Origin of the sequence: Paenibacillus sp. EKM10P (assembly GCF_011800655.1) — a bacterium.
GTDB lineage: Bacteria > Bacillota > Bacilli > Paenibacillales > Paenibacillaceae > Paenibacillus > Paenibacillus polymyxa.
On record NZ_JAALET010000004.1, the window covers coordinates 239,803 to 262,883 of the forward strand.

22 protein-coding genes and 1 other annotated feature are annotated in these 23,081 nt (G+C 46.9%); of the genes, 17 read left to right on the forward strand and 5 right to left on the reverse strand.

The window, feature by feature from the left end; all coding sequences use genetic code 11:
- Positions 1–67: 67 nt before the first annotated feature.
- Entirely contained in the window at positions 68–2,329 is a 2,262-nt protein-coding gene (locus tag HFE01_RS13575) for an AraC family transcriptional regulator (RefSeq protein WP_167438410.1), read from the reverse strand.
- A 230-nt stretch (positions 2,330–2,559) separates the two neighbouring features.
- Entirely contained in the window at positions 2,560–3,273 is a 714-nt protein-coding gene (exlX, locus tag HFE01_RS13580) for an expansin ExlX (protein WP_016821649.1), read from the reverse strand.
- A gap of 350 nt (positions 3,274–3,623) precedes the next feature.
- On the opposite strand from exlX, the gene HFE01_RS13585 reads away from it, so the two are divergent.
- Complete coding sequence (locus tag HFE01_RS13585) at positions 3,624–4,340, forward strand: metal-dependent hydrolase (protein WP_016821648.1); 717 nt, start codon at positions 3,624–3,626, stop codon at positions 4,338–4,340.
- 95 nt (positions 4,341–4,435) lie between these two features.
- Here HFE01_RS13585 and HFE01_RS13590 read toward each other — a convergent pair whose 3' ends face one another.
- Positions 4,436–5,515 (reverse strand): M42 family metallopeptidase, encoded by a 1,080-nt coding sequence (locus HFE01_RS13590; RefSeq protein ID WP_167438409.1) that lies wholly within the window; start codon positions 5,513–5,515, stop codon positions 4,436–4,438.
- Positions 5,516–5,699: 184 nt separating this feature from the next.
- On the opposite strand from HFE01_RS13590, the gene spoVAC reads away from it, so the two are divergent.
- From spoVAC to HFE01_RS13665, 15 genes are all read left to right on the forward strand, one after another.
- Positions 5,700–6,206, forward strand: a complete 507-nt coding sequence (spoVAC, locus tag HFE01_RS13595; protein WP_016821646.1) for a stage V sporulation protein AC — start codon at positions 5,700–5,702, stop codon at positions 6,204–6,206.
- Positions 6,203–7,225: a stage V sporulation protein AD gene (spoVAD, locus tag HFE01_RS13600; protein ID WP_102998843.1), complete on the forward strand. Its 1,023-nt coding sequence runs from the start codon at positions 6,203–6,205 to the stop codon at positions 7,223–7,225. Before spoVAC ends, spoVAD begins: the two co-directional genes overlap by 4 nt.
- On the forward strand, positions 7,222–7,578 hold the full coding sequence (spoVAE, locus tag HFE01_RS13605) for a stage V sporulation protein AE (RefSeq protein WP_016821644.1): 357 nt from the start codon (positions 7,222–7,224) through the stop codon (positions 7,576–7,578). Before spoVAD ends, spoVAE begins: the two co-directional genes overlap by 4 nt.
- A 215-nt stretch (positions 7,579–7,793) precedes the next feature.
- A complete protein-coding gene (locus tag HFE01_RS13610) occupies positions 7,794–8,753 on the forward strand; it encodes an AAA family ATPase (protein ID WP_167438408.1) in 960 nt (319 codons plus the stop codon).
- A gap of 3 nt (positions 8,754–8,756) precedes the next feature.
- Entirely contained in the window at positions 8,757–10,004 is a 1,248-nt protein-coding gene (locus HFE01_RS13615) for a DUF58 domain-containing protein (RefSeq protein ID WP_025365384.1), read from the forward strand.
- A complete protein-coding gene (locus HFE01_RS13620; protein ID WP_167438407.1) occupies positions 10,001–12,247 on the forward strand; it encodes a transglutaminase domain-containing protein in 2,247 nt (748 codons plus the stop codon). The genes HFE01_RS13615 and HFE01_RS13620 overlap by 4 nt, the downstream gene beginning before the upstream one ends.
- Positions 12,248–12,388: 141 nt before the next feature.
- Positions 12,389–12,919, forward strand: a complete 531-nt coding sequence (locus tag HFE01_RS13625) for a YqeG family HAD IIIA-type phosphatase (protein ID WP_013372205.1) — start codon at positions 12,389–12,391, stop codon at positions 12,917–12,919.
- Positions 12,912–14,039 (forward strand): ribosome biogenesis GTPase YqeH, encoded by a 1,128-nt coding sequence (gene yqeH, locus HFE01_RS13630; RefSeq protein ID WP_019688083.1) that lies wholly within the window; start codon positions 12,912–12,914, stop codon positions 14,037–14,039. Before HFE01_RS13625 ends, yqeH begins: the two co-directional genes overlap by 8 nt.
- Positions 14,040–14,144: 105 nt before the next feature.
- The gene (aroE, locus tag HFE01_RS13635; protein WP_019688082.1) at positions 14,145–15,014 is read left to right on the forward strand and encodes a shikimate dehydrogenase; all 870 of its coding nucleotides are present in this window, start codon (positions 14,145–14,147) and stop codon (positions 15,012–15,014) included.
- A gap of 67 nt (positions 15,015–15,081) precedes the next feature.
- Positions 15,082–15,378 carry a ribosome assembly RNA-binding protein YhbY gene (gene yhbY / locus HFE01_RS13640; protein ID WP_013372202.1) on the forward strand — a complete coding sequence of 99 codons (297 nt, stop codon included), beginning with the start codon at positions 15,082–15,084 and terminating at the stop codon, positions 15,376–15,378.
- Between the two features lie 17 nt (positions 15,379–15,395).
- Positions 15,396–15,986, forward strand: a complete 591-nt coding sequence (nadD, locus tag HFE01_RS13645) for a nicotinate-nucleotide adenylyltransferase (protein WP_167438406.1) — start codon at positions 15,396–15,398, stop codon at positions 15,984–15,986.
- Positions 15,970–16,566: a bis(5'-nucleosyl)-tetraphosphatase (symmetrical) YqeK gene (gene yqeK, locus HFE01_RS13650; protein ID WP_045244371.1), complete on the forward strand. Its 597-nt coding sequence runs from the start codon at positions 15,970–15,972 to the stop codon at positions 16,564–16,566. The genes nadD and yqeK overlap by 17 nt, the downstream gene beginning before the upstream one ends.
- Positions 16,563–16,910, forward strand: a complete 348-nt coding sequence (gene rsfS / locus HFE01_RS13655) for a ribosome silencing factor (RefSeq protein WP_017428187.1) — start codon at positions 16,563–16,565, stop codon at positions 16,908–16,910. The genes yqeK and rsfS overlap by 4 nt, the downstream gene beginning before the upstream one ends.
- A complete protein-coding gene (locus tag HFE01_RS13660) occupies positions 16,907–17,815 on the forward strand; it encodes a CvfB family protein (RefSeq protein WP_167438405.1) in 909 nt (302 codons plus the stop codon). The genes rsfS and HFE01_RS13660 overlap by 4 nt, the downstream gene beginning before the upstream one ends.
- A gap of 2 nt (positions 17,816–17,817) precedes the next feature.
- Positions 17,818–18,591, forward strand: coding sequence for a class I SAM-dependent DNA methyltransferase (locus tag HFE01_RS13665; protein WP_107733275.1), 774 nt, complete (start codon positions 17,818–17,820; stop codon positions 18,589–18,591).
- 72 nt (positions 18,592–18,663) lie between these two features.
- Here HFE01_RS13665 and HFE01_RS13670 read toward each other — a convergent pair whose 3' ends face one another.
- Positions 18,664–19,053, reverse strand: a complete 390-nt coding sequence (locus HFE01_RS13670) for a tautomerase family protein (protein ID WP_107733276.1) — start codon at positions 19,051–19,053, stop codon at positions 18,664–18,666.
- 178 nt (positions 19,054–19,231) lie between these two features.
- Positions 19,232–19,490: a binding site (T-box leader), on the forward strand.
- A 61-nt stretch (positions 19,491–19,551) separates the two neighbouring features.
- Between HFE01_RS13670 and leuS the strand changes: the two genes are divergently transcribed.
- Positions 19,552–21,990 (forward strand): leucine--tRNA ligase, encoded by a 2,439-nt coding sequence (gene leuS / locus HFE01_RS13675; RefSeq protein ID WP_016821632.1) that lies wholly within the window; start codon positions 19,552–19,554, stop codon positions 21,988–21,990.
- Here leuS and comER read toward each other — a convergent pair.
- The gene (comER, locus tag HFE01_RS13680; protein WP_016821631.1) at positions 21,971–22,816 is read right to left on the reverse strand and encodes a late competence protein ComER; all 846 of its coding nucleotides are present in this window, start codon (positions 22,814–22,816) and stop codon (positions 21,971–21,973) included. The genes leuS and comER overlap by 20 nt on opposite strands.
- Between the last annotated feature and the right edge of the window lie 265 nt (positions 22,817–23,081).

Below are 23,081 nucleotides of genomic sequence, written 5' to 3' on the forward strand. Positions count from 1 at the left end.
TTAAGAGCTGTGATCTAAAGTAAAAGCAAGTCTCCAGAAAGTTGGAGGCTTGCTTTTTTGATATCGCCTATTGCGCATTCGCTTTAGAACGGCGAAAATCTGTGGGTGTCACGCCTAAACTGCGTTTAAACATACGGTGGAAATAAGAGCTACTCGCAAACCCGGTTTGTTCTGCCACGTCAGCCACCGACCAGTCGGTCTGTTCCAGCAGCTCACAGGCCTTGCGAATACGAAGCTGCTGGATGACGTCTACGATGGTGGACATGGTTTGTTGCTTATAAAGCCTGCTGACATAAATTGGCGACATATCCAGCTCTTCCGCAATCTGATTGAGACAGAAATTAGGGTCCGTATAAGCTTGCTCCATTCGTTCGTTGATTTGTTGTACCAATCGTTCTTGCTTTGTATTTCGTTTTTCCGCCAGATTGGAGCGAACCTGTTCAAAGACCAATTGATAATGAGCAATAAGATCCTCGGCGGTCTCTAATCGATCTGCGGATGGTAATTCAGGTTTAGATTCGATAGCAAATCCATTGAGCTCACTTATATGCCGAACGGCATTATTCACACTCATAATGAGCCGGGATATTGCCACCCGGACAGAGGAAAACGGATATTTCTCCATATGCATCAACAGATCTTTGAACATCCGGTGTGCATCCTCCGTATGACCAGATAGCAGCGTATCCAGCAATTTTTTTTCTTTATCCGATGGAAATACATAAGTATTTTGGACATCTTCATCTGTAGTGCTTCGCGCATTAATAATACAGCCATGACCCTGAAAAAAACGATGCATAGATGCGTTCTCTACCTGGCGGTACAGCAAATGCAGCCGTTCTGGTTGACTTGTAATTACGCTGTAGGTTAGTGATACACTTAGCTTCAAATATTCGAAACAAGCTTCGCGTATTTGGCGTAATAGGGTTTCCAGTAGCACCGTGTCTGTATGTTCTGCGGGGTCTAGAATGTTGAGCATCAGCAGGACGCTATCCTCATCCATATCAACGGTTTCCACCCGGTATGTCTGCCCGCATATTTCGGAAGCGATATTCATGATGGCAAACTTGTAGGGTAGCAGATCAGGTCCGCGCTCGCTTTGCCAGCGGGCATATTCATCTATGCGCAGGAGTACAAGCCGATAATCTTTATCGAACTGGAATGTAATCCCAAGCTCACGCAGTCTTTCCGGTTCTTCACCGGCAGGAAGATTTCGGATGCCGCGAATCACATTCCGTAAAATGTTTTGCCGGATTGTGTACATACTGTTGCGTTTCTCCGATTCCAGTGAATTCATATGCACAACAATTTGACCAATAGGTGTATACAGCATTTTGGACAGCAGCCAGGAAGCTACAAATCCTGCCATTCCGATGATGGCCGCGATCAGTACCATGGCATTACGAATAACACTCGCCATTTTGATAACGCTTTCATAAGGTGTGACACTAATATACTGCCAACCTAGTCCATCCGGGGAAGTATAGGAAATCAGTGATCTTTTACCATGAAAGTCTTCTACAAAATAGCCTGTTTCCTGTTTTTTGACTCTAGTGTGCAGCCATAGCTGTTCTTTTTCGTTCAAAGCTTCGTCTGCCAACGTTGTACCAGATAACAATCTGCCTTGATCGTCTAAAATATAAGCAGTCCCACCTGAGATGGGGGTCGACGCCATTTCCTTGTTCATCCAGGCCGCTGACACGTTCACAATCACAGCCGAATTTATCGCTTCGTTCGAGTTGATTGCGTCATAACATAAATACGTATAGGCTGCGATGTCTGGGCTTGCTTGCTCTACGCCAGCTTCGGAGTCTGAGGCAGACAGCAACGGATACGTGCGTGGAATAGGCGTAAAGGGTTTGTAGTCCTGATAGTGATCGAGCACGCGAATGATGTCTGTATCAGCCAGTTCATGCTTGCTGAATAACCCGTTTTGGCCTTGTGAGGACGCAATGTAGAAGGTGTCACTTTTAGGGTTATACACGTAGATGGATTCAATATAAGGCATGGAGTTGAGATAATTATTTAATTCGGTCATGGCAGCGGTTACATCATATACATTGGGCTTGGGATAATACAACAGCTTGGATAGGGTACTGCTGCGATACATTTGAAATGCCAACGATTGAGCAATAGATGTCATGTTGATGACCTCTTTGCTTCTCAACGTTAAGCTATTGTGATTGGCTTCGAATGCCTGCTCCTTTTCCACGCGAATATAGTAGAAATAATATACAGTGGTGGATACCAGCAACGTTAGTGTTGTACATAACGTAATGCTGACCAGCAATTTGCTGTGTAGCTTGTGATGCTTTTTGAAATTGCTCATATGAACAGGCCTCCTGTCTGTGTGAACGTAGCTGTAAAGTACACCCTATTTATGTATTCATTATACGTATGATTTTATGAACAGGACAGTGAACAAACCGATTCTTTGTGAAAAATAATGATCTTTTCGTAAAAAGACCGGGAACACGGATACGCAAACTAGATTGCGTCGGTTCCCGGCCTGTTTTATTGGTTCAAATGAAAAGAAGCAAAGATGAGGCGGCATTCCAATTAGTCAGGAAATTGAACATTACCTTTAACGATATAGGCTTGGCCTGTGCCATTTTCCGCTAGAGCTGGGATGGTATCATTCAGTACGACACCGCGAATGTCCGTAATCCGTATTTTCAGAGGCTGTTTTCCTAAGTTAGTACCCAGAAAGTGGTTGTAATCCTGTTTTTCGAGATTGAGCCATTGCCCGTTTTGTTGGACCTCCATTTTTAAGACTGGATATTTATGATTGCGTACTTGAATGGCTGCCCACCATTGGCTGCTGCCTTCTTTAATGCGGTAGGAGACATTACCACTAACCGGAGCTTTGACAACTTTCCATGAAATATTGATTTTTCCATCCTTTTGATTGCCAATCAGGTTGAAGGCATTCGGAGACAGATCAAGTGCGCCACTCGGACCCTCAGGGTATAAATCTGTTACATAGACGGTTGTTTTTCCTTTGGGGCCTTGAACCTCCAAATAGGCTCCAGCTAATGCGGCTTTAATTCCGTTATAATTCAATTGTGTGGGGTTAAGCGCTGTAATTTTGGCATCAGAAGGGATAGGATCAAGCAGTAATGCTCCTCCAGAGTAACCTGATCCTGTATATGTGGCGTACCCCGTGTATGTATCATTCCAAGCAGCTGAAGCGGGAAGTGCGAACAATACGACACTTAGCAACGACGTCAGACCAATCGTTTTGAACTTTCGGAACAGAGATTTTTCTTGCATAATCATTTCCTCCTTGTTCATTTAATAGATTTATATAGTAAATATAAACACTATATTACCTAATATTCCAAATTGTACAATAGGACTTTGAGGCAAAAAGAAAATGTTGAAGATATTTGTCAACATACCCATAGGTCATATGGCGTGTTTTTTGAGAAATAGCTGTACAGATAAAGAATAAGGGGAGGGTCAAGTAATGGGGGGCGAAACTAGGACTTTTGGATGAAGTCTTTTAAATAGAATAAGCGAACTATTGTTCTCGTTTTGATTGTCGTATACAATCGAATCATGCTGATTCAAATAGAGTAATGTCGACTCTGTGTATACTGCAAGAAAGGATGTTATGCATCATGATGGGAAGAGCCCATTTAATTATTGGAACCGGGGTCTCCCTATCGGTATTAGCCTTAAGTGGATTCGAAGTGACTCCGGCTGCCGTGGCAGCCGCTGTGGTTGGTTCATTGCTGCCGGATATTGACGAGCCTAACTCAATGCTTGTGAGCCGTGCGTTACCGAACAAAATGCTTAGGCTCATACAGCTTCTAATGATTGGGGCTGCGGGTTGGGTGTTTTTCACCCGTTTGGCTCCGCCACCCTGGAATCTTGTTTTGGCTTTGCTGATGATCAGCGCTTCTTTTATGCCGTCACGGTCTATGCGTAAAGTTATCATTTTTCTAATTGGTATCGGCCTTGCCTGGTATGGGGAATCATATGCACCGTGGAATTATATCGCCGGGTGTCTGCTGATCATATGTACGCTTGTTCCGCACCGAGGATTGACGCATACGGTATATGGGACAGTAGCATGGACCGCGCTGCTTTACGGCACGACACGTTTGCATGGCGACAGCATATGGCTGGCTGGAGGTATAGCGTACTTGCTACATTTATTGGCAGATTCCTTGACGAATAACGGAATTAAGCCTTTGCCGCCATTCAAATGGAAGCTAAGATTTAGATTAATGAGCACCGGAACCCGGAAGGGAGCAAAGGTAGAAAATATCTGTATCACCTTAACAGCTGTACTTGTAGTGATTGCTTTGCTTCGGTACAAGCATTTAATTTGAGAACTTCTATTTTTTCTTCTATTAAATTAAAAAACAGTCAAGCACACGTATGTGTCTTGACTGTTTTTTTATAGATTCTTATTCTCTGTTACTTCTTAAGCTCGTTCAATAATGGTATTCAGTGTTGTGCGATCCAGATTTTGAACCAACTTAATGATCAGTTCCTTGGCCGCATCATAATCATCGGTGTGAATAATGGACGAGGAAGTGTGGATGTATCGTCCACATATGCCGATGACGGTAGATGGCACACCAATTCCGCTCAAGTGCACTTGACCAGCATCCGTTCCCCCAGTGGAGATAAAATATTGGTACTTGATTTTGTGAGTTTCCGCCATGTCCTGCACATACTCCACAATTCCGCGGTGTGTAATCATACCTGGATCAAATACCCGCAACAGTGCGCCTTTACCAAGCTGTCCGTATGCGTTCGGATCTCCACCCATATCGTTGGCAGCACTGCAATCCAGTGCAAAGAAAATATCCGGCTGAATCAGATTGGCAGCTGTGCGTGCACCGCGCAGTCCCACTTCCTCCTGGACCGTAGCTCCTGCATACAATGTATTTGGAAGCTGGTCTTTTTCCTTATGTAATGCCTCCAACAGCTCAAGCGCCAGGCCTACACCATATCGATTGTCCCATGCTTTAGCCATGATTTTTTTGGGATTCGCAAGTGGAGTGAAATCACAGATCGGAGCGATAGCCGTTCCGGGTACAATCCCCAGATTTTGCGCCTCCTGTTTGCTGTCTACGCCGATATCCAGGTACATATGCTTGATGTCCATCGGTTTGCTGCGTTGCGCTTCATCAAGCAAATGTGGTGAGACAGATCCAACTACACCAATGATTGGGCCATTTGGGGTCAATACTTGAAGACGTTGTGACATGATGGCTTGGCTCCACCAGCCTCCAACCGGCTGAAAACGAATCATTCCATTTTCCGTAATGCCATTCACAATAAAACCAACTTCATCCAGATGTCCTGCCACCATTACACGTGGGCCACTTTCTTGCCCGCGCAGTACACCAAAAAGACTGCCCAAACGGTCCTGCACGATTTCATCCGTATAACCGGATATTCGTTCTTTAACCCATGCCCGCAGCTCTCGCTCATGTCCAGAAATGGAAGGGAACTCTGTTAAGGTTTTAAACAATTCCAATGTTTTTGCTTCCATGATGTATACCTCACTCCTTATTAATTAACCAGTGGTCGTCATGTATTCAGTATGAATGGATTTGTACGGAATGTCCACGATATCATTTTCCTGACATAACATTTCCCCAAAAAGCTCATAATGTTAAGGAGCCAAGCAATCTGAACCGCCAAGCGCGGAACTTTTGAATAAGGGGTGGTGAATGATGCCAGCTAAGTCAGGACAGCGCGGTTTTCGTACCAATTCGTCGCCGTTGTCCATAAATGAGAAAGACTATCAAAGTGTTTCCCAAAAGCATGAACCTTCCAGAAAAGTATTTGCCAATTGTGTGCGTGCTTTTCTGGTTGGTGGCGTCATCTGTGTGATTGGGCAGGCGATTCAGGAAGCCTTTATGGCAGGGATGCATATTCCAGCCAAAGAAGCTGCGGCACCAACTGCATCCATGATGATCCTCTTGTCTGTTATATTAACCTGCATCGGGGTCTACGATAAGATTGCCCAATGGGCAGGAGCGGGAACCGCTGTACCCATCACAGGTTTTGCGAACTCAATGTGTTCAGCTGCATTGGAGTATCGTTCCGAGGGATTGGTACTTGGAGTGGGTGCAAATATGTTCAAGCTGGCAGGCTCCGTTGTTGTATTTGGTGTTGTGGCCGCATTTATCGTGGGCGTTATATACGCAATCCTCGGTGTGGGGGGCAATCACTTATGAGAAGACAGGGAGGACAAACCTGGAAGTTCGAGTCGAGACCGCGCATCATTGGGAGTGCAACTGTTGTAGGCCCGGATGAAGGAGAGGGGCCGTTGTCCACAGATTTCGATTATATTTATGACAATATCGAAATAAACGAGAAAACATGGGAAAAAGCGGAACGAAGGTTAATTGAGCATTCTACAGAGCTTGCGTTAATTAATTCCAATTTAAACAAAGAGGAAGTGCAATTTTTCATAAGTGGTGATCTGATGAATCAGATTATCAGCAGCTCATTTTCGGCTAGCAAGCTTGCTATTCCTTATTTAGGTGTTTTCGGAGCCTGCTCAACGTCGATGGAAAGCTTGGCTTTAGCAGCACTTATTGTGGATTCAGAGGCGGGCGACTACGTGATGGCGGGTACAACCAGCCATAACTGTACTGTGGAAAAACAATTCCGCTATCCTAATGAATACGGAGCACAGAAGCCCCCCACAGCTCAGTATACTGTTACCGGTTCCGGTGCGGCCATTGTGGGACATGCGAAGTCAGGTACGGTGGTAGATTGTGCCACTATTGGGCGTGTAATGGATATGGGCATTAAAGACCCCTTTAATATGGGCGGAGCCATGGCTCCAGCGGCGGCGGACACGCTTTTGTCTCATTTTCGAGATACAGGCAGGGACCCGAGCTACTATGATCTTATTGTAACCGGGGATTTAGCCTCCGTAGGGCTGCCGATTGCCAAGGAGCTGCTTAAAAAAGATGGATTCGATATGAATCAAACGGAATTTAATGATTGCGGTTTACTGATTTACGACATCAATAAGCAAAAGAAGGTCATTGCAGGTGGAAGTGGTTGCGGATGCTCAGCTGTTGTAACCTATGGACATCTGTTAAAGCGGATCGAAAAGGGAGAACTACAAAAGGTGCTGGTCGTGGCGACCGGAGCGTTATTGTCTCCTTTGACTACACAGCAGGGTGAAAGCATTCCATGTGTTGCACATGCTGTAGCTTTTGAAGCGGGAGGAAAAGTATGATATTTCTATGGGCTTTTTTAGTGGGCGGTGCCATTTGTGTCGTGGGTCAGTTAATGATGGATGTAATCAAATTGACCCCGGCACACACAATGAGTACGTTGGTGGTAGCAGGTGCAATTGCCGACGCTGTCGGAATATATGATCCCCTTATCAAATTTGCTGGAGCGGGTGCGACGATTCCAATTACCAGCTTTGGTAACTCACTCGTACATGGTGCACTAACTGAATTGGAAAAGGACGGATGGCTTGGTGTTATTACAGGGATCTTTAGCCTGACAAGCGCAGGGATTTCCTCAGCGATTATTTTCTCTTTTCTGGCATGCTTGTTTGTTCGTCCAAAAGGAAGCATATAAAGCAGGGTGCTTTAAATAGGATAAAAAGTAAAATAAATTGTATACGTGAACCCTTCGGATTTGATAACCGAAGGGTTTTTGACTGTCCCGAAAAACATGTACCTATAAGAGAAGATGGAGCTTGAATAATATGGGCAAGGAGTTAAGTGTACTCTATGTCCACCTTCATGTACAATAATAGGAAACATGTTGCTATCTAGGAGGTTTACAGAGTTATGCCCGTGCGTCAAGAATCTGTGCAGATTGTATCTGCAATCCGTTCTAATCTGGAATCCTGCATATTAGGGAAATCCTTTGAAATAAAATTATTGCTTACGGCTATGCTGGCGGGTGGACACATTCTGATCGAAGACGTTCCGGGTACGGGGAAAACGCAAATGATCAAGGCTCTTGCAAAATCCATGCGTGGTGATTATCGCCGTGTTCAATGTAATCCTGATATTCTACCGAGTGATATTACAGGGGTATCTATATTTCATCCACGGGATGAGCGTTTTTATTTCCGTCCGGGTCCGGTTATGACTAACATCTTACTGGCAGACGAAATTAACCGAGCGACGACGAAAACCCAGTCAGCTCTGCTGGAGGTTATGGAGGAACGAAGTGTGACGGTGGATGGGGACACTCATATGTTGCCTCATCCTTTTATGTTGTGTGCCACTCAAAATCCAATTGATTTTGAAGGCACTTATATGCTGCCGGAAGCACAATTAGATCGTTTTATGCTCAAAATCAGCCTGGGCTATCCTGATTTGGAGACAGAGCGCAACATGCTGCTTCATCATCAGACGGGCCAGCCAGCAGATCGTCTGGAGGCTGTAGCGCATATGGAACAGATTGCTGACATCCAGCAGGAAATCAGAGATATCTATATGGACGAAGCGGTGACTTCCTATTTACTCGATATCGTGCGTGCGACGAGAGAACATCCATCAGTGCTACTGGGAGCTAGTCCACGGGCCGCACTTGCTTTTGTCATGGCTGCCAAGGCATTCGCTTTTCAGGATAACCGTGACTATGTGTTGCCTGATGATGTGAAGTCGCTGGCACCTTATGTGCTGACGCACCGTTTGTTGCTGCGTCCCGAAGCACGCCTCGATAGCTCCAACGCCCAGTCCGTGCTGCAGTCCGTGCTCCGACAGGTTCATGTACCCGTACGAATGGAGCGTTCTTAAGGAATGAACATGGTCAAAAGGAAGCGCAGGCTTCCCCGGCTATCAAGTCGCATCTGGCTTATGCTATGTATATGGGTAGTGTGCCTGCTTTATTTGTTGTTTCAGGGTGGAAAGACATCGGTCATGCTGTTTTCTATGGTTACGTTGTTAATCGTTTATTTATGGATGGTTGGTCTGAGTGGAGTTCGTCGCGTCCAGGGCCATCGTCAGCTTTCGCAAGGCTCGGAGTTTGGCGAGCTGCTGCATGCGGGAGATCAGGTACACGTAAAGCTCAGTCTGAGCATTCCTGGCTTTCTTCCGTTACCCTATGTCATTGTTCGCGAGGTGCTCAAGCGACATACGGGGGAATCCTGGTCGTTTGAAGACAGTGTTATCCCTAGTATGAAAGGTGGCGGCCAGCTTACATTTCAAACCCCTGCTTTAGAACGAGGAAGCTACTATTTTGAGGAAACCGAATGTGTGAGTGAGGACATCTTTGGCCTGTTGGAGCACAAGGGCAGGTTGAATGCACGCGGTGAATTTCGGGTGCTTCCTCGCACGGCATTCATTCCATATTGGCAGATCAATGATCGCCGCTCAAGGATGTCTGGACCGCAGACCGTTCAAACTCGAACGCGTCGTGAAACGACGCAAATTAACGGTGTACGGGATTATGTATATGGAGATCGGTTTTCACGCATCCACTGGAATGCGACGGCTCGTACAGGTAGTTGGAAATCCAAGGAATTTGAGCATGAGACGGTTCCCAAAACGATGCTCGTGCTCGACGTACAAACAAAGCATTATGTAAACGCCGACCAGTTTGAGCTAGCTGTATCTTCTACCGCTTCATTGCTGGAATATGGTGGACGGGAGCGGATGGGAGTCGGACTGTGTACAGCTGGAGGGAAGGGGACTGTTTTTCAGCCAAGTGAGCAGATGATGGAACGACAACGAATGATGCATCACTTGGTAGACATCCACACCACTTCGCAAGGCAGCTTGATGACTGCTGTAGAAAGCTGTGTGCGCCAGTTTCCGCAAGGCTGTTATTTTATACTGATTAGTCCGCTGAAGGATCATCAGGCGCTGGAACTTCTTCGCTGGGCCGATACCCGGGGGATGACTCCGTGCCATGTCTATATCGGCGAAGGCTCTGCCGAGGGAGAAGCTGAAAAGTGGATGAGTATGCTTCGTGCAAGGGGAATTAAGGGCTACGATGTTGAGAGCCTCGAAGAGCTCCCGGCTGTAATGGGGGGAGGGACACAATGAAAAGCTGGTTACAATCGTTAAAGAGCTCCTGGGCTCCCGCCTTTACGTTCTTGTGGATTATTATTATTGCTATGCAATGGGTGTCTTTTGCTTCTGAATTATGGCTGGAAGAGACGAGGGCACTTGTACTGATGACCATTACAATGCTGGCGCTGGTGAAGATTTTACTACCATTCCGTCCATGGATTGAATTTGTCGTTAAGGCGGTAACGCTGTTCTTTATTTTGTATCGGACATTAGTGTCTTACTCCATCATTATCCCCTTTGGCGGGGCAGCCAATCGTCTGGATCAGTTTATATCTAATATGTCTCCTTATGTTTGGTTTTCCCTCATTGCTTGGCTAGTCATTGAAATGGTGCCGCTCATCGTTACCACGAAGCAGCGGATTCTAGTTTTTGTGGGCATCAACGTTGCAGCTCTGGCGGTGCTTGATTCCTTCACACCAACTGTGCTGTGGGAGGAGGTTGCCTGGATCGTCTTTGCTGGTATGGGATGGCTAGTGACACAGCATCTGCAGTATTTTCGTCAGCATTATCCTCAAGGATGGAAGCATATTCGGCGTTATCCGTATAAAATTGCGGCCAATATTGCTGTCATTTTTGCGCTTATTATTATGGCGGGTGTGAATATGCCCGAGGTACAGCCAGCTTTGACGGACCCCTATACAGCGTGGACCCAGCGCATTAGCTCAACCACCGCTGGAACCACCAATGGATCTGGGGCACTGAATCAGCGCATGAACACCGCATCTGGTTATAGTCGCCAGGATAATCGATTGGGTGGAGGTTTTAATTTTGATTATTCGCCTGTCATGACCATCACAACTAATCAGCGAAGCTATTGGCGAGGAGAAACGAAACGAACCTATTCCGGTACAGGCTGGGTTGACGTGGGCAACGATGATCCAGCATCAAATGAGGTGTCGATGACCGCAGAGCTTGAAAACGTACAAGAAACGAGGCACTCTACAGAGCAGGTCGTGCAGACCGTTACCATGCAAAATGATCAGAGCTATCCCGTTCTGTTTGGCGCCTATTCGGTGCATCGTGTTCAATCGGTGGATAGAGATTCACGGGCAAACGGGTTGCGTTGGAATCCGGAACAGGCAGAGCTGCTTTGGAATCCATCCTCTCGAAGAACTGCTTATCCTAAAACGTATACTTTGGTATCGCATGTTCCAGTGATCCCTGAGAAAGAGCTGCGTAGAAAAAGTTTTAATGAGTTGTATGGAAAAAATAAACAGGAAGCCTACTTACAAATTCCAAAGGAATTGCCGCAGCGGGTTCGTGATTTGGCTCGCAATGTAACGGCGACGGCCAAAACGCCGTATGAAAAAGTCGGATTGCTACAGCAGTATCTACAGCAAAATTATGCATATACGAACAATCCGGATCTCTCACGGAAAAGAAGCAGGGATTTCGTGGATGCCTTTCTGTTTGAGATTCGGGAGGGCTATTGCGATTATTATTCCACTTCATTAGTCATGATGGCTCGCTCCGTTGGGGTTCCAGCCCGTTGGGTCAAAGGGTATGCTCCTGGCCAGCAGACGTTTTCAGATGATGCAACCACGGGCGATGGTGACGAAAACATGTCCTCTTATTCCGTGACAAACGCGGACGCTCATTCCTGGGCAGAGGTATATTTAGGCGAATATGGCTGGGTTCCGGTAGAAGCTACGCCTGGCTTTGATATGCCGTTACTTACAGAGCAGGAGGATTCAAAGACTCCAGACGCCCCAGAGGTCAAGGATCAGCCAGAATCAGAGCAGCTTGAGCAGACTCCGCAGACGGATCCAGGGGAAGGCTTAGAGATTCATCCTGTAATCATAAGCTCTGCTGTTGCCATTCTTCTGCTGTGGGCTGCTTATATCATTTGGCGTAATCGGGCAGACATTCACTTTTACCTGCTGCGTTTACGCACAGGTAAACCGCTGACCCCAGATGAAAAGGTGATCGTCGAAACGGAACACTGGTTACGGTACATGCGAAGGAAAGGCTATGTCCGCGCAAGCCATGAGACACTGAGGGAATCAGTCGACAGATGGTCACAAGAAGCACCGGAGCGCGCTGTGATTTTACATCAGTTGCTAGGACGCTTTGAACAAGCACGTTATAGTCCTTCGTCGGTAAACGCAGAGGATTGGCGCAGTGTTCGCCAGCAAGCTTCCCTGTTGCAAAAAGAACCATGGATAAAACGATGGGCTGGGCGAAGAGCCAAGTCTGACCAGAAGGATGAAGGCTAGTCATTTTTACTAGGTTTGGTGTCGCAATTTTTAATCTTAGTCTATATGTTTAGTAAAAAGCTGTCCGTTTGTTGCGGATAGCTTTTTACTAAGCCATAGTAATATGGTATAGTTTGTCGTATGAAACTGAGGTGACCGACGTTGTTTGAAATGCTGATGCCCAAATTACGGGTGAATACCGTCTTTGATATTGATCTTGAAGGCTTGTATGCTCAAGGATATCGCGGCATTATTACGGATCTGGATAACACGCTGGTCGGTGCAAAAGCGCCGAACGCAACTCCCGAGCTGGTGGCCTGGTTTGAAAAGGTCAAACAGGCGGGTTTTAAGCTTGTCATCGTGTCTAATAACAATATGGACCGTGTATCCGTGTTTGCTACGCCTTTGGACATTGAATTTATACATGCCGCCCGGAAGCCATCCAACTCGTCCTTTCGTAGAGCCATTCGTATGATGGGGCTTACTCCGGAAGAGACTATTATGGTCGGGGATCAAATGTTGACGGACGTATTGGGAGGCAACCGAATGGGTTTGCATACCGTTTTGGTGCTGCCGATATCCATTCATGATGAAGGAGTCATGACCCGATTTAATCGACGGTTGGAGCGAATCGCGCTCACAAGGTTACGTAAGAAAGGCTTATGGCTTGAGGAGGAAAAGAAGAATGACTGAAAGACCTGACGGTGGAACTGCCGTCAAATGTAGTGGTTGCGGTATCGCCATGCAGACCACTAGCCCGGACCTTCCGGGATATATTCCGGAAAAATTATTAACTCGTGAACCGGTCATCTGTCAGCGTTGCTTCCGGATCAAAAACTATAATGAAACCTCTTCGGTGACGGTAGATCAAGATGAATTCTTGAAGCTGCTTAGTCAGATTGGGGACAAGGATGCGCTCGTCATCCACATTGTAGATATTTTTGATTTTGAAGGCAGCTTGATTTCCGGCCTACAGCGTTTTGTAGGTTCGAATCCGGTTGTACTGGCAGTCAATAAGACTGATTTGTTGCCTAAGGTCACAAACTGGAACAAGGTACGTAACTGGGTACAAAAGCAAGCGAAGGAGCAAGGGCTACGCACGGAAGAAATCGTACTGTGCTCTGCTAAAAAAAATCAGGGCTTTGACCGTCTGCTGGATGTGGTATCTGAACTGCGTGGTAACCGTGATGTATATGTAGTCGGAGCCACAAATGTGGGTAAATCCACGCTCATTAACCGCTTGATTCGTGATTATAGCGATATGGAGCAGGAACTTACAACATCCCGTTACCCAGGAACTACACTCGATATGGTGAATATTCCGCTCGACGACGGCAAGCACATTATTGATACTCCGGGTATTGTGTACCCTTGGCGGTTCAGTGAAATTGTCTCCCGTCAGGACTTGAGTGCTATTATGCCGGACAAGCCGCTGAAGCCTGCTGCATATCAGCTTGATGCCGGACAAACATTGTTTTTCGGCGGTATGGCCCGATTTGATTTTGTAGACGGTCAGCACCAATCTTTTACCTGCTACATTAACGGTGGTCTTAAAATACATCGCACGAAGCTGGAGCGAGCTGATCAGTTGTTCGCTGATCATGCCGGGGAGCTATTGTCTCCACCAACACGCGATCAATTGGCAGAGATGCCAGAATGGACCAGACATGAGTTCCGTGTTCCACGCAAATCTCCATCGGACATCTATATATCCGGTTTGGGATGGATTAGGGTGAATAGTGAGAACGGAGCTCTGGTAGCGGTTCATGCTCCTCGGGGAGTCCGTGTGCTTTTGCGGCCTGCGTTGATTTAACAATGCTGTAACCAAGCTATAGGGCGGCAAGGAACACATACGGGTTCCTGCCGCCATTCATGTATTTGAGCGGCCTAATATTTTGCAATATGGGGGAGAGCAACGATGAACAGCGGGGAGTCTGGAGCGACCGAACGAGATCTTGTACTATTGGGCGTATTGGGTGATCCGATCAAGCACTCCAAATCGCCTCTTATGCATAAAATAGCTTTACAGGCAGCGGGGATTGAGGGAGATTTTGTACCTCTTCATGTCACACCGGATCAGCTGGAGGATGCTGTGAAGGGGATTCGGGCTTTGCATTTCCGCGGAGTCAATGTGACGATTCCCCATAAGGTTGAGGTTATGAAATATCTGGATGAGATTGATGAAGGGGCCCGGCTCATCGGCGCTGTCAATACGATAGTGAATGACAATGGACGGCTCAAGGGCTATAATACGGACGGAATTGGCTATGTGCGTTCCCTTAAAGAAGAGACTTCTGTTGAGTTAAAGGGTGCAAGAATTGCTGTTCTAGGAGCCGGTGGGGCTGCTCGGGGGGTGATTCATGCTTTGTTGGAGGAGCGACCTGAATCGGTCATTATTCTGAACCGAACTCGTGACAAAGCTGAACAACTGGCATTGGAGTGGACGACAGAAGCAATTCCAGTAATGGGCTATTCCAACGAGGAAGCCAAGAATGTGCTCACGACAGTGGATGTATTGATTAATACAACCTCGGTGGGAATGTCTCCTTTATCTGATGAGCTTCCACTGGAAACGAATCTGATTCCGCAGGGAATCATTGTGAGCGATTTGATCTACAACCCGCTGGAAACGAGGCTTTTACGCGAAAGTCGTGAACAGCGTGGCTGCACTGTACATGGAGGTTTAGGCATGTTTGTGTACCAAGGGGCAGTGGCTTTTGAGTATTTTACGGGAGTGGCCCCTGCAGTAGACCAAATGAGAGCGGCTGTGCTGAGAAGCCTAACGTAAGTCGGATATACATTAAAATTATGGAAATGCTGCATTGTATATGTGGCGACGAAGGGGTTAAATATACATGTTAACAGGTAAACAAAAAAGATATCTGCGCTCCATGGCGCATCATTTGGACCCAGTTTTTCAAGTAGGTAAAAACGGTACGAATGAGCATCTTATGCGTCACATCAATGATGCGATTGAAAAGCGTGAACTGATGAAAGTACAAATTTTGAACAACTGTTTAGACGACAAACATGAAATTGCGGAAGAACTGGCAGCAGAGACGGGTTCCGAGCTTGTACAGCTTATTGGGAGCACCATTATTTTGTACAAGGAATCTCGTGATCATAAGCAGATCGAGTTGCCTAGAGGATAATACGCGGGGAGAAAATTATGAAAATCGGTATTATGGGTGGTACATTTGATCCCATTCATATTGGACATCTGCTGGCTGGAGAAGCGGCAAGAGATGCCTATGGGCTGGATCAAGTATGGTTTATGCCTTCTCATATTCCTCCGCACAAGCATCAAGCGGGGGCAAGCGGCAAGGAGCGTCTGGAGATGACGAGTGAAGCGGTGGCGGGTCATCCTGCTTTTGAAGTGCTGGATATTGAAGTGCTTCGCGGGGGGGTATCCTATACCATTGACACGATCAAGAAGCTTCAGGAGCTGCATCCTGCTGTAGATTTTTATTTTATTATTGGTGCAGATATGGTGAACTACTTGCCTCATTGGCAGGGGATTGAGGAATTGGCGCATCGGATTTGTTTTATTGGGGTGCGGCGACCGGGCTTCGAGCTTGCGCTGGATGAGTTGCCATATTATTTGCAGGACAAGGTACTGCTGGCGGATATGCCAGTGGTGGACATTTCTTCGACGGATATACGAGAGCGTGTGGCAGGAGGCCGCACTATTCGTTATCTTGTGCCTGATCGTGTTCATGACTATATTACAAGGGGCGGTTTGTATGAAGTACAGCCGTGAGCAGCTAATGGAAGTCGTATCTGGCCAGATGCCTGAAAAACGCTGGAAGCACACGCTGGGTGTTATGCATACCTCTGTGGAGCTTGCGAAGCGTTATGGAGCAGACCCGGATAAGGCAGAACTGGCGGCTATTTTGCATGATGTAGCGAAATATTGGCCTGTTCAGCAGATGGAGGAAGTGATTCGTAACTATCCCGAATGTGATCAGGAGCTATTGGAGCATGACAAGCAGCTCTGGCATTCAGAGGTAGGGTACTGCGTTGCGGCAAGAGATTACGGAGTGGATGATCCGGAAATAAGGAATGCGATCCGCTGGCATACGTCAGGCCGCGTAGGTATGAGCCTGCTGGATAAAGTCGTGTGTCTGGCTGATTACATCGAACCGGGGCGGGATTTTCCCGGGGTTGAACATATTCGTAAACAGGCAAAGAAAAGTTTGGAGCAGGGCCTTATCGCTGGCTTTGATTCTACGATTTCATTGTTGCTGGAAAAGCAAAAGGTTATTTTTCCGCTGACGGTCTTGTCGCGCAATGACTTGATTCGACAGCTAAAACAGAAAAAAACGGAGGTTCATGAATGACCCTAACGAATGAGAAATTAATGCAAACGGCGGTTGAGGCCGCTAATGATAAAAAGGCAATGAATATTGTCGCACTGGATTTGCGTGGAGTATCGCTAGTTGCGGATTATTTTGTAATCTGCCACGGTAATTCGGATACACAAGTACAGGCGATTGTAACAGAAATTCGCAAACGCGCTCATGATGAAGGTGTAACCATCAAAGGAATCGAAGGAATGGATTCTGCTCGCTGGGTTCTAATGGATTTGGGAGATGTTGTAGTGCATGTCTTCCATCGCGACGAACGCGAATATTATAACATTGAACGGCTTTGGTCGGATGCTAAGGTTGTGGAGAAGGTATGAGTTTGATCGCTGGTACTTATGTCACCATTATGGTGGATCGTGAGGTATCTCCTTTCGGCTACTTTCTTACCGTCGGTGAGCAGGATGTGCTGCTGCATTATACGGAGCTGACTCGTGAAATCGAGGTGGGTGAACGGCTGGAAGTATTTATCTTCCACGATACAGAGGACCGTTTGGCTGCAACTATGAAAAAGCCATTCTTGTCTCTGGGAGAAATGGCAAAGCTTGAGGTGGCCGATGTGCATCCGCGGTTGGGATGCTTCCTGGAGATGGGATTGGGGCGTCAGCTTTTGCTGCCGATTCGTGAGTTGCCAGAAAACCGTGATCTGCATCCTCGGGTGGGTGACTACGTGTATGCCATTATGGAGCATGACAAACAAGGCAGACTGCGAGCTAAACTGGCAGGGGAGCAGGAACTGGCTCCATTGTGCTTCCATGCTCCTAGTTCGTGGCTTAATACATGGGTGCAGGCGACGGTGTACAAGCCGCTTCAGATGGGCACATTCGTCCTAGTGGACGGAGGTGTGCTTGGTTTTGGTGCAATAGGAATGATTCATTCGTCGGAACGTAACCGCATGCTTCGCTTGGGCGAGGAGGTTAAGGTACGGATCACGCTTGTTCGTGAAGACGGTCGGGTCAATCTGGCGATGTCGCCACGCAAGGAAGTAGGCCGTGATGAGGATGCGGATCGGTTGATTGCATTTCTGAAGGAACGTCCGGGTGGCGGCATGCCATATTCTGACGCAACGCCGCCGGATATTATTAAGCAACGGTTTGGTATCAGTAAATCCGCCTTCAAGCGTGCGATGGGCAAGCTGATGAAGGAAGGACTGGTTACACAAAAAGAAAACTGGACCTACCTGGTGGAGAAGATGCCTAAACCGAAGGACGGGAATGGGGAATAAAGATGGCTTCTTACCGCAAGTTTGCCTATGTGTATGATGAGCTAATGCAGGACATGCCGTACCCGGACTGGTTGCGCTTTGCTCGGCAAGCTTGGGATCGATATGGTATGCCACATACAGTGGCCGAGCTGGGCTGCGGAACGGGCTCAATTACGATTCCACTGGTTAACTCAGGCTTCGAGGTGGCTGGCATCGATTTGTCCTCTGACATGCTGGCAGTAGCCCGTCGCAAAATGGAAGCTACTCCTCAAGGGCAGCGATTGTTTCGTGAGGGGAGCGTTCGCTGGATACAGCAGGATATGCGAGAATGGATTTTACCGGAGCCCGTGGATTCTGTCATTTCTTTTTGCGATTGCCTGAATTATTTACTTGAGGAAGAAGATATCATTTCTACTTTTCGCAGAACGTATGCTGGTCTGAAGCCTGGTGGAACCTTTCTGTTTGATGTACATCATCCCCAGACATTTTTGCGTTATGATGAAGAACAACCATTCGTACTGGATGAACGCTCTATTTCGTATATCTGGACATGCGCATTGGACACTCCCCGTTGTGAAATTGAGCATCATCTCAGTATCTTTGCGAAAGCAGAACATGAAGGACGCGATCTGTACCAGCGTTTTGAGGAAATTCATGTACAGCGTGCTTATAATCCAGCCTGGATGAAGGCAGAGTTGTCCAAAGCGGGTTTTCGTGATGTGAAGGTATATGCAGATTTTGAATGGGTAGAAGCAGCAGATGACGCGGCGAGACTTTTTTATGTCGCTGTAAAATAGCTAGGATTCATTGAGCTAATATAGAAAAAGAAAGACGCTTTTCATGAAGTCATGAAGGGCGTCTTTTTGCTCTCATATATTCACTTTATAGTTCAGCTGAAGTTCATCACCCGGTACACCCCGAATGCCCCAATTCTGTTTCGGGGTTTCAAATATAGTAATTTCAAGATCCTGTGGAGAAATACCCAAAAGATCGTTAATTCTTTGAAATAACAGATTGATGAGTTGCTTCTTAGCTTCTGTCGTTCTGCCTTCGAAGATACTGATTTCAATAATGGTGTATGCGTCGGAGCGACCATCTGCATATATAAAATCTTTATGATTCATAGGGAAAAAACGATGAAACCTCTTGTCTGGAGGATAATTGAACGCATCCACCACGGCAGAGTGAATCACCTCTGAAAGTTGCTTTTTGATCGGATTTAGCTTCTCTTTTGTCCCGAAAATTTTAATCTGTGCCATGTCTCCACTCACCTTTCTTATCTCATCTCAACTTGAACCATGCAACTTGGAGTTATTATAAAACATTCGTATTCATGTGTCATGGACAACTAGTATGAAGATGGCGCTTCGTATCAAATGTAGTCCTTATTTGACTTTTTTCGCGGTTTTCAATATAATAGTGCCATTATTAACGGTTAAATAATCGCTGATGAGGAATAGTAGTTTTGTCTGGACATGTAGAGAGCCGGCGGGTGGTGCAAGCCGGTTGACAGTGCAAAGCGAACTCACCTCGGAGATATGCGTCCAACGCAGGAAAGCACCTATATAGGTGTCAGTATCCTGTTATTAATACGCATCGGATCACCTCCGTTATCAGGTGCAAAGGGAGTAGAATGCGAAGAACGCTTTCTGCTAACTAGGGTGGTACCACGGGAATATAACCTCTCGTCCCTAGCGCTGACACGCTACGGGATGCAGAGGTTTTTTTGTTGCATACCGTTTGAGGAGGAAAAGACAATGACAGACACACAGCCGAAGCACGGCTATCAACCGCAAAGTATTGAACCAAAATGGCAGAAATATTGGGATGAGAACAAAACGTTCCGCACTGGGGAAGAACCGGGTAAACCGAAGTTTTATGCTTTGGATATGTTTCCGTATCCGTCTGGAGCTGGTCTGCATGTAGGCCACCCGGAGGGATATACAGCTACAGATATTGTTTCACGTTATAAAAGAATGCGTGGCTACAACGTACTGCATCCGATGGGTTGGGACGCCTTCGGTCTGCCTGCCGAGCAGCATGCGCTGGATACGGGTGAGCATCCACGTGAAATTACGGTGAAGAACGTAAATAACTTCCGCCGTCAAATCAAATCACTTGGCTTTTCATATGACTGGGATCGTGAAATCAGCACAACTGATCCTGATTATTACAAATGGACACAGTGGATTTTCATCCAGCTGTACAAGCGTGGCCTCGCTTATGTAGCTGAAGTGCCCGTGAACTGGTGCCCAGCACTGGGAACGGTACTGGCGAATGAAGAAGTAATTGATGGTAAGAGTGAGCGTGGCGGTCATCCGGTTATCCGCAAACCAATGCGTCAATGGATGCTGAAAATTACGGAATACGCCGATCGTTTGCTTGACGATCTGGAGGAACTGGACTGGTCCGAAAGCATTAAGGATATGCAGCGGAACTGGATTGGTAAGTCTACCGGGGCAGAGGTTCATTTTCCAATTGAAGGCTATGACGAACAACTCACAGTATTTACAACCCGTCCAGATACATTGTTCGGTGCAAGCTACTGTGTGCTGGCCCCAGAGCAGGAATTGGTGGATATGATCACTACACCTGAGCAAAAGGACGCTGTACAACAGTATCGTGAACAAGCTGCTCGGAAAAGTGACCTGGAGCGTACGGATCTGGCCAAAGATAAAACAGGCGTATTCACAGGAGCTTATGCAGTGAACCCGGTGAACGGCGAAAAGCTGCCAATCTGGATTGCCGACTATGTACTGGCAGGCTACGGAACAGGTGCAATTATGGCAGTACCGGGCCATGATACACGTGACTGGGAATTTGCCAAGAAGTTCGGATTGAAAATCACTGAGGTCGTTCAAGGTGGGGACGTGGACAAAGAGCCATACACCGAGGATGGTCCGCATGTCAATTCAGGCCTGCTGAATGGACTGACCAATGAGGAAGCTATTCCGAAAATGATTGAATGGCTCGAAGCTGAGGGTAAGGGGCAGGGCAAAGTAACCTATCGTCTGCGTGACTGGCTGTTCAGCCGCCAACGCTATTGGGGCGAGCCCATTCCAGTAATTCATCTAGAAGATGGAACGATTAAAACAGTTCCTGAGGATCAACTGCCGCTCGTACTGCCAGAGATGGACAATATCAAGCCTTCAGGTACAGGTGAATCCCCACTGGCGAATGCGACAGATTGGGTAGAAACCGTTGATCCTGAAACAGGTATGAAAGCACGTCGCGAGACAAATACGATGCCGCAATGGGCAGGAAGCTGCTGGTACTACCTGCGCTTTATTGATCCAAAAAATGATAAAGAGCTTGTGTCCAAAGAGAAACAGCGCGAATGGATGCCTGTTGACCTGTATATTGGCGGAGCGGAACATGCGGTTCTTCACTTGCTGTATGCCCGTTTCTGGCACAAGGTGCTGTATGATATCGGCGTAGTGGAAACGAAAGAGCCTTTCTATAAGCTGGTCAACCAGGGTATGATTCTAGGCAACAATAATGAAAAAATGAGTAAATCACGCGGTAATGTCATCAATCCAGATGATATTGTTAATACGTTTGGCGCCGATACGCTGCGTATTTATGAGATGTTTATGGGGCCGCTGGAAGCGACCAAGCCATGGAATGAGAATGGGGTAGAGGGAGCGCATCGTTTTCTGTCCCGCGTATGGCGCCTGTTTGTTTCCGAGGATGGTAGCCTGAACGAAAAAATTAAAAATGACGGCGGTAGCGACGAGTTCAAACGGACCTGGCATAAAACGCTGAAAAAGGTAACCGAGGACCTGGATGCATTGCGTTTCAATACAGCGATCAGCCAGCTGATGATCTTCACCAATGATGCATACAAAGCAGACCTTCTGCCGCGTGCAGCGATGGAAAACTTCGTGCAAATGTTGTCGCCGCTTGCACCGCATCTAGCCGAGGAACTGTGGCAGCTGCTGGGACACAACGAGAGCATTACCTACGCGGCTTGGCCTGCCTATGATGAAGCATGGACGGTAGACGCTGAAGTGGAAATTGTCATTCAGATGAATGGTAAAATCGTACAGCGTGCAACGATTGCCAAAGATCTTGATGCCAAAGCGATGGAAACTTTTGCATTGTCGCTGGACAGCGTTCAGGAAGCACTGGCTGGTAAAACGGTTCGCAAGGTAATTGCTGTTCCGGGTAAGCTGGTTAATATTGTTGCCGGTTAATCGGCTTTAAGCCGAAGGAGGCATCTATCTTTTGCATGTCCTCTTCATACTTGTTGTGCGTGACCCGTATTAGCTCAGGGAAGACACTATGCAGGCTGATGTCTAACAACGCAAGAGCTTCAGCGGTTATACCTCCGGGAACCGCTACTCTTGCTTGTAACTCGGCTGGTGTCATCCCGCCTTCCGTGAGCAGCTTTCCAGTGCCGATGATCATTTCACCGGCCAATGCGCATAGTTCTGTACGGTCTATACCTGTAGCTTGAACTGCGGCTTGAATCCATTGGTCCATAAAAAAGGCCAAGAAAGCAGGGCCGCAGCTCGAAAAATCCGATGTGATCCGTGTATGAGACTCTTTAACCCGAATTGGCCTGCTGATGTGGGACATAAGCTCTTCCAGAAGGGAGCGATCCTCCTCTGTAATCCGGTTTCCATGGATGCACAGTGAGGCTCCGCTTCCAATCTGGTGAGTGATACTCGGAATAATTTTGGACACCTTGGCTTTCAGTGCATGCTCTAAAATACGGATCTGTACTGGACTTGTGATAGAAACGACGATCTGCTCTTCTGTAATGACGTTGCGTATTTCATCCGTTACGGTTTTTGATTCCAGCGGCTTCACGCAGATAAATAGGATATCGCTTTCCGCTGCCGTCTCACGGTTGCTTTGGGCTGCATGCAAACCTGGATAACGACGGGCTAGCTCTGTTACCTTGGAATACGTTCGGTTGCTTGCTAATATTTGCTGCGGTTTAAGTGCGTCCGAATGAATAAAAGATTCGATTAGCAGACTTCCCATGCTGCCAGTCCCGATAAATCCAACTTTCATTGTTCAACGTCCTCCTTTCATACTTTGCGGTATAGACGCTGTGCTGTCATTCTTCTTAGTGTATGCACTTGGTCTTGGCCGACATGACGAATTTTATGTCTGAGCACATTAGATCGTGCCTGGGGTCGTACCACTCTTTGTATAAATACTCACAGCGAGACCGTATGGAGGTGCTTAGAACCTCCGTTTTGACGGGAATTGAACAGACTTGCTCTGTTTAATTGAGACGGTGTTTTCAGTCGGCTCAAATTCTCGAAATCCATGT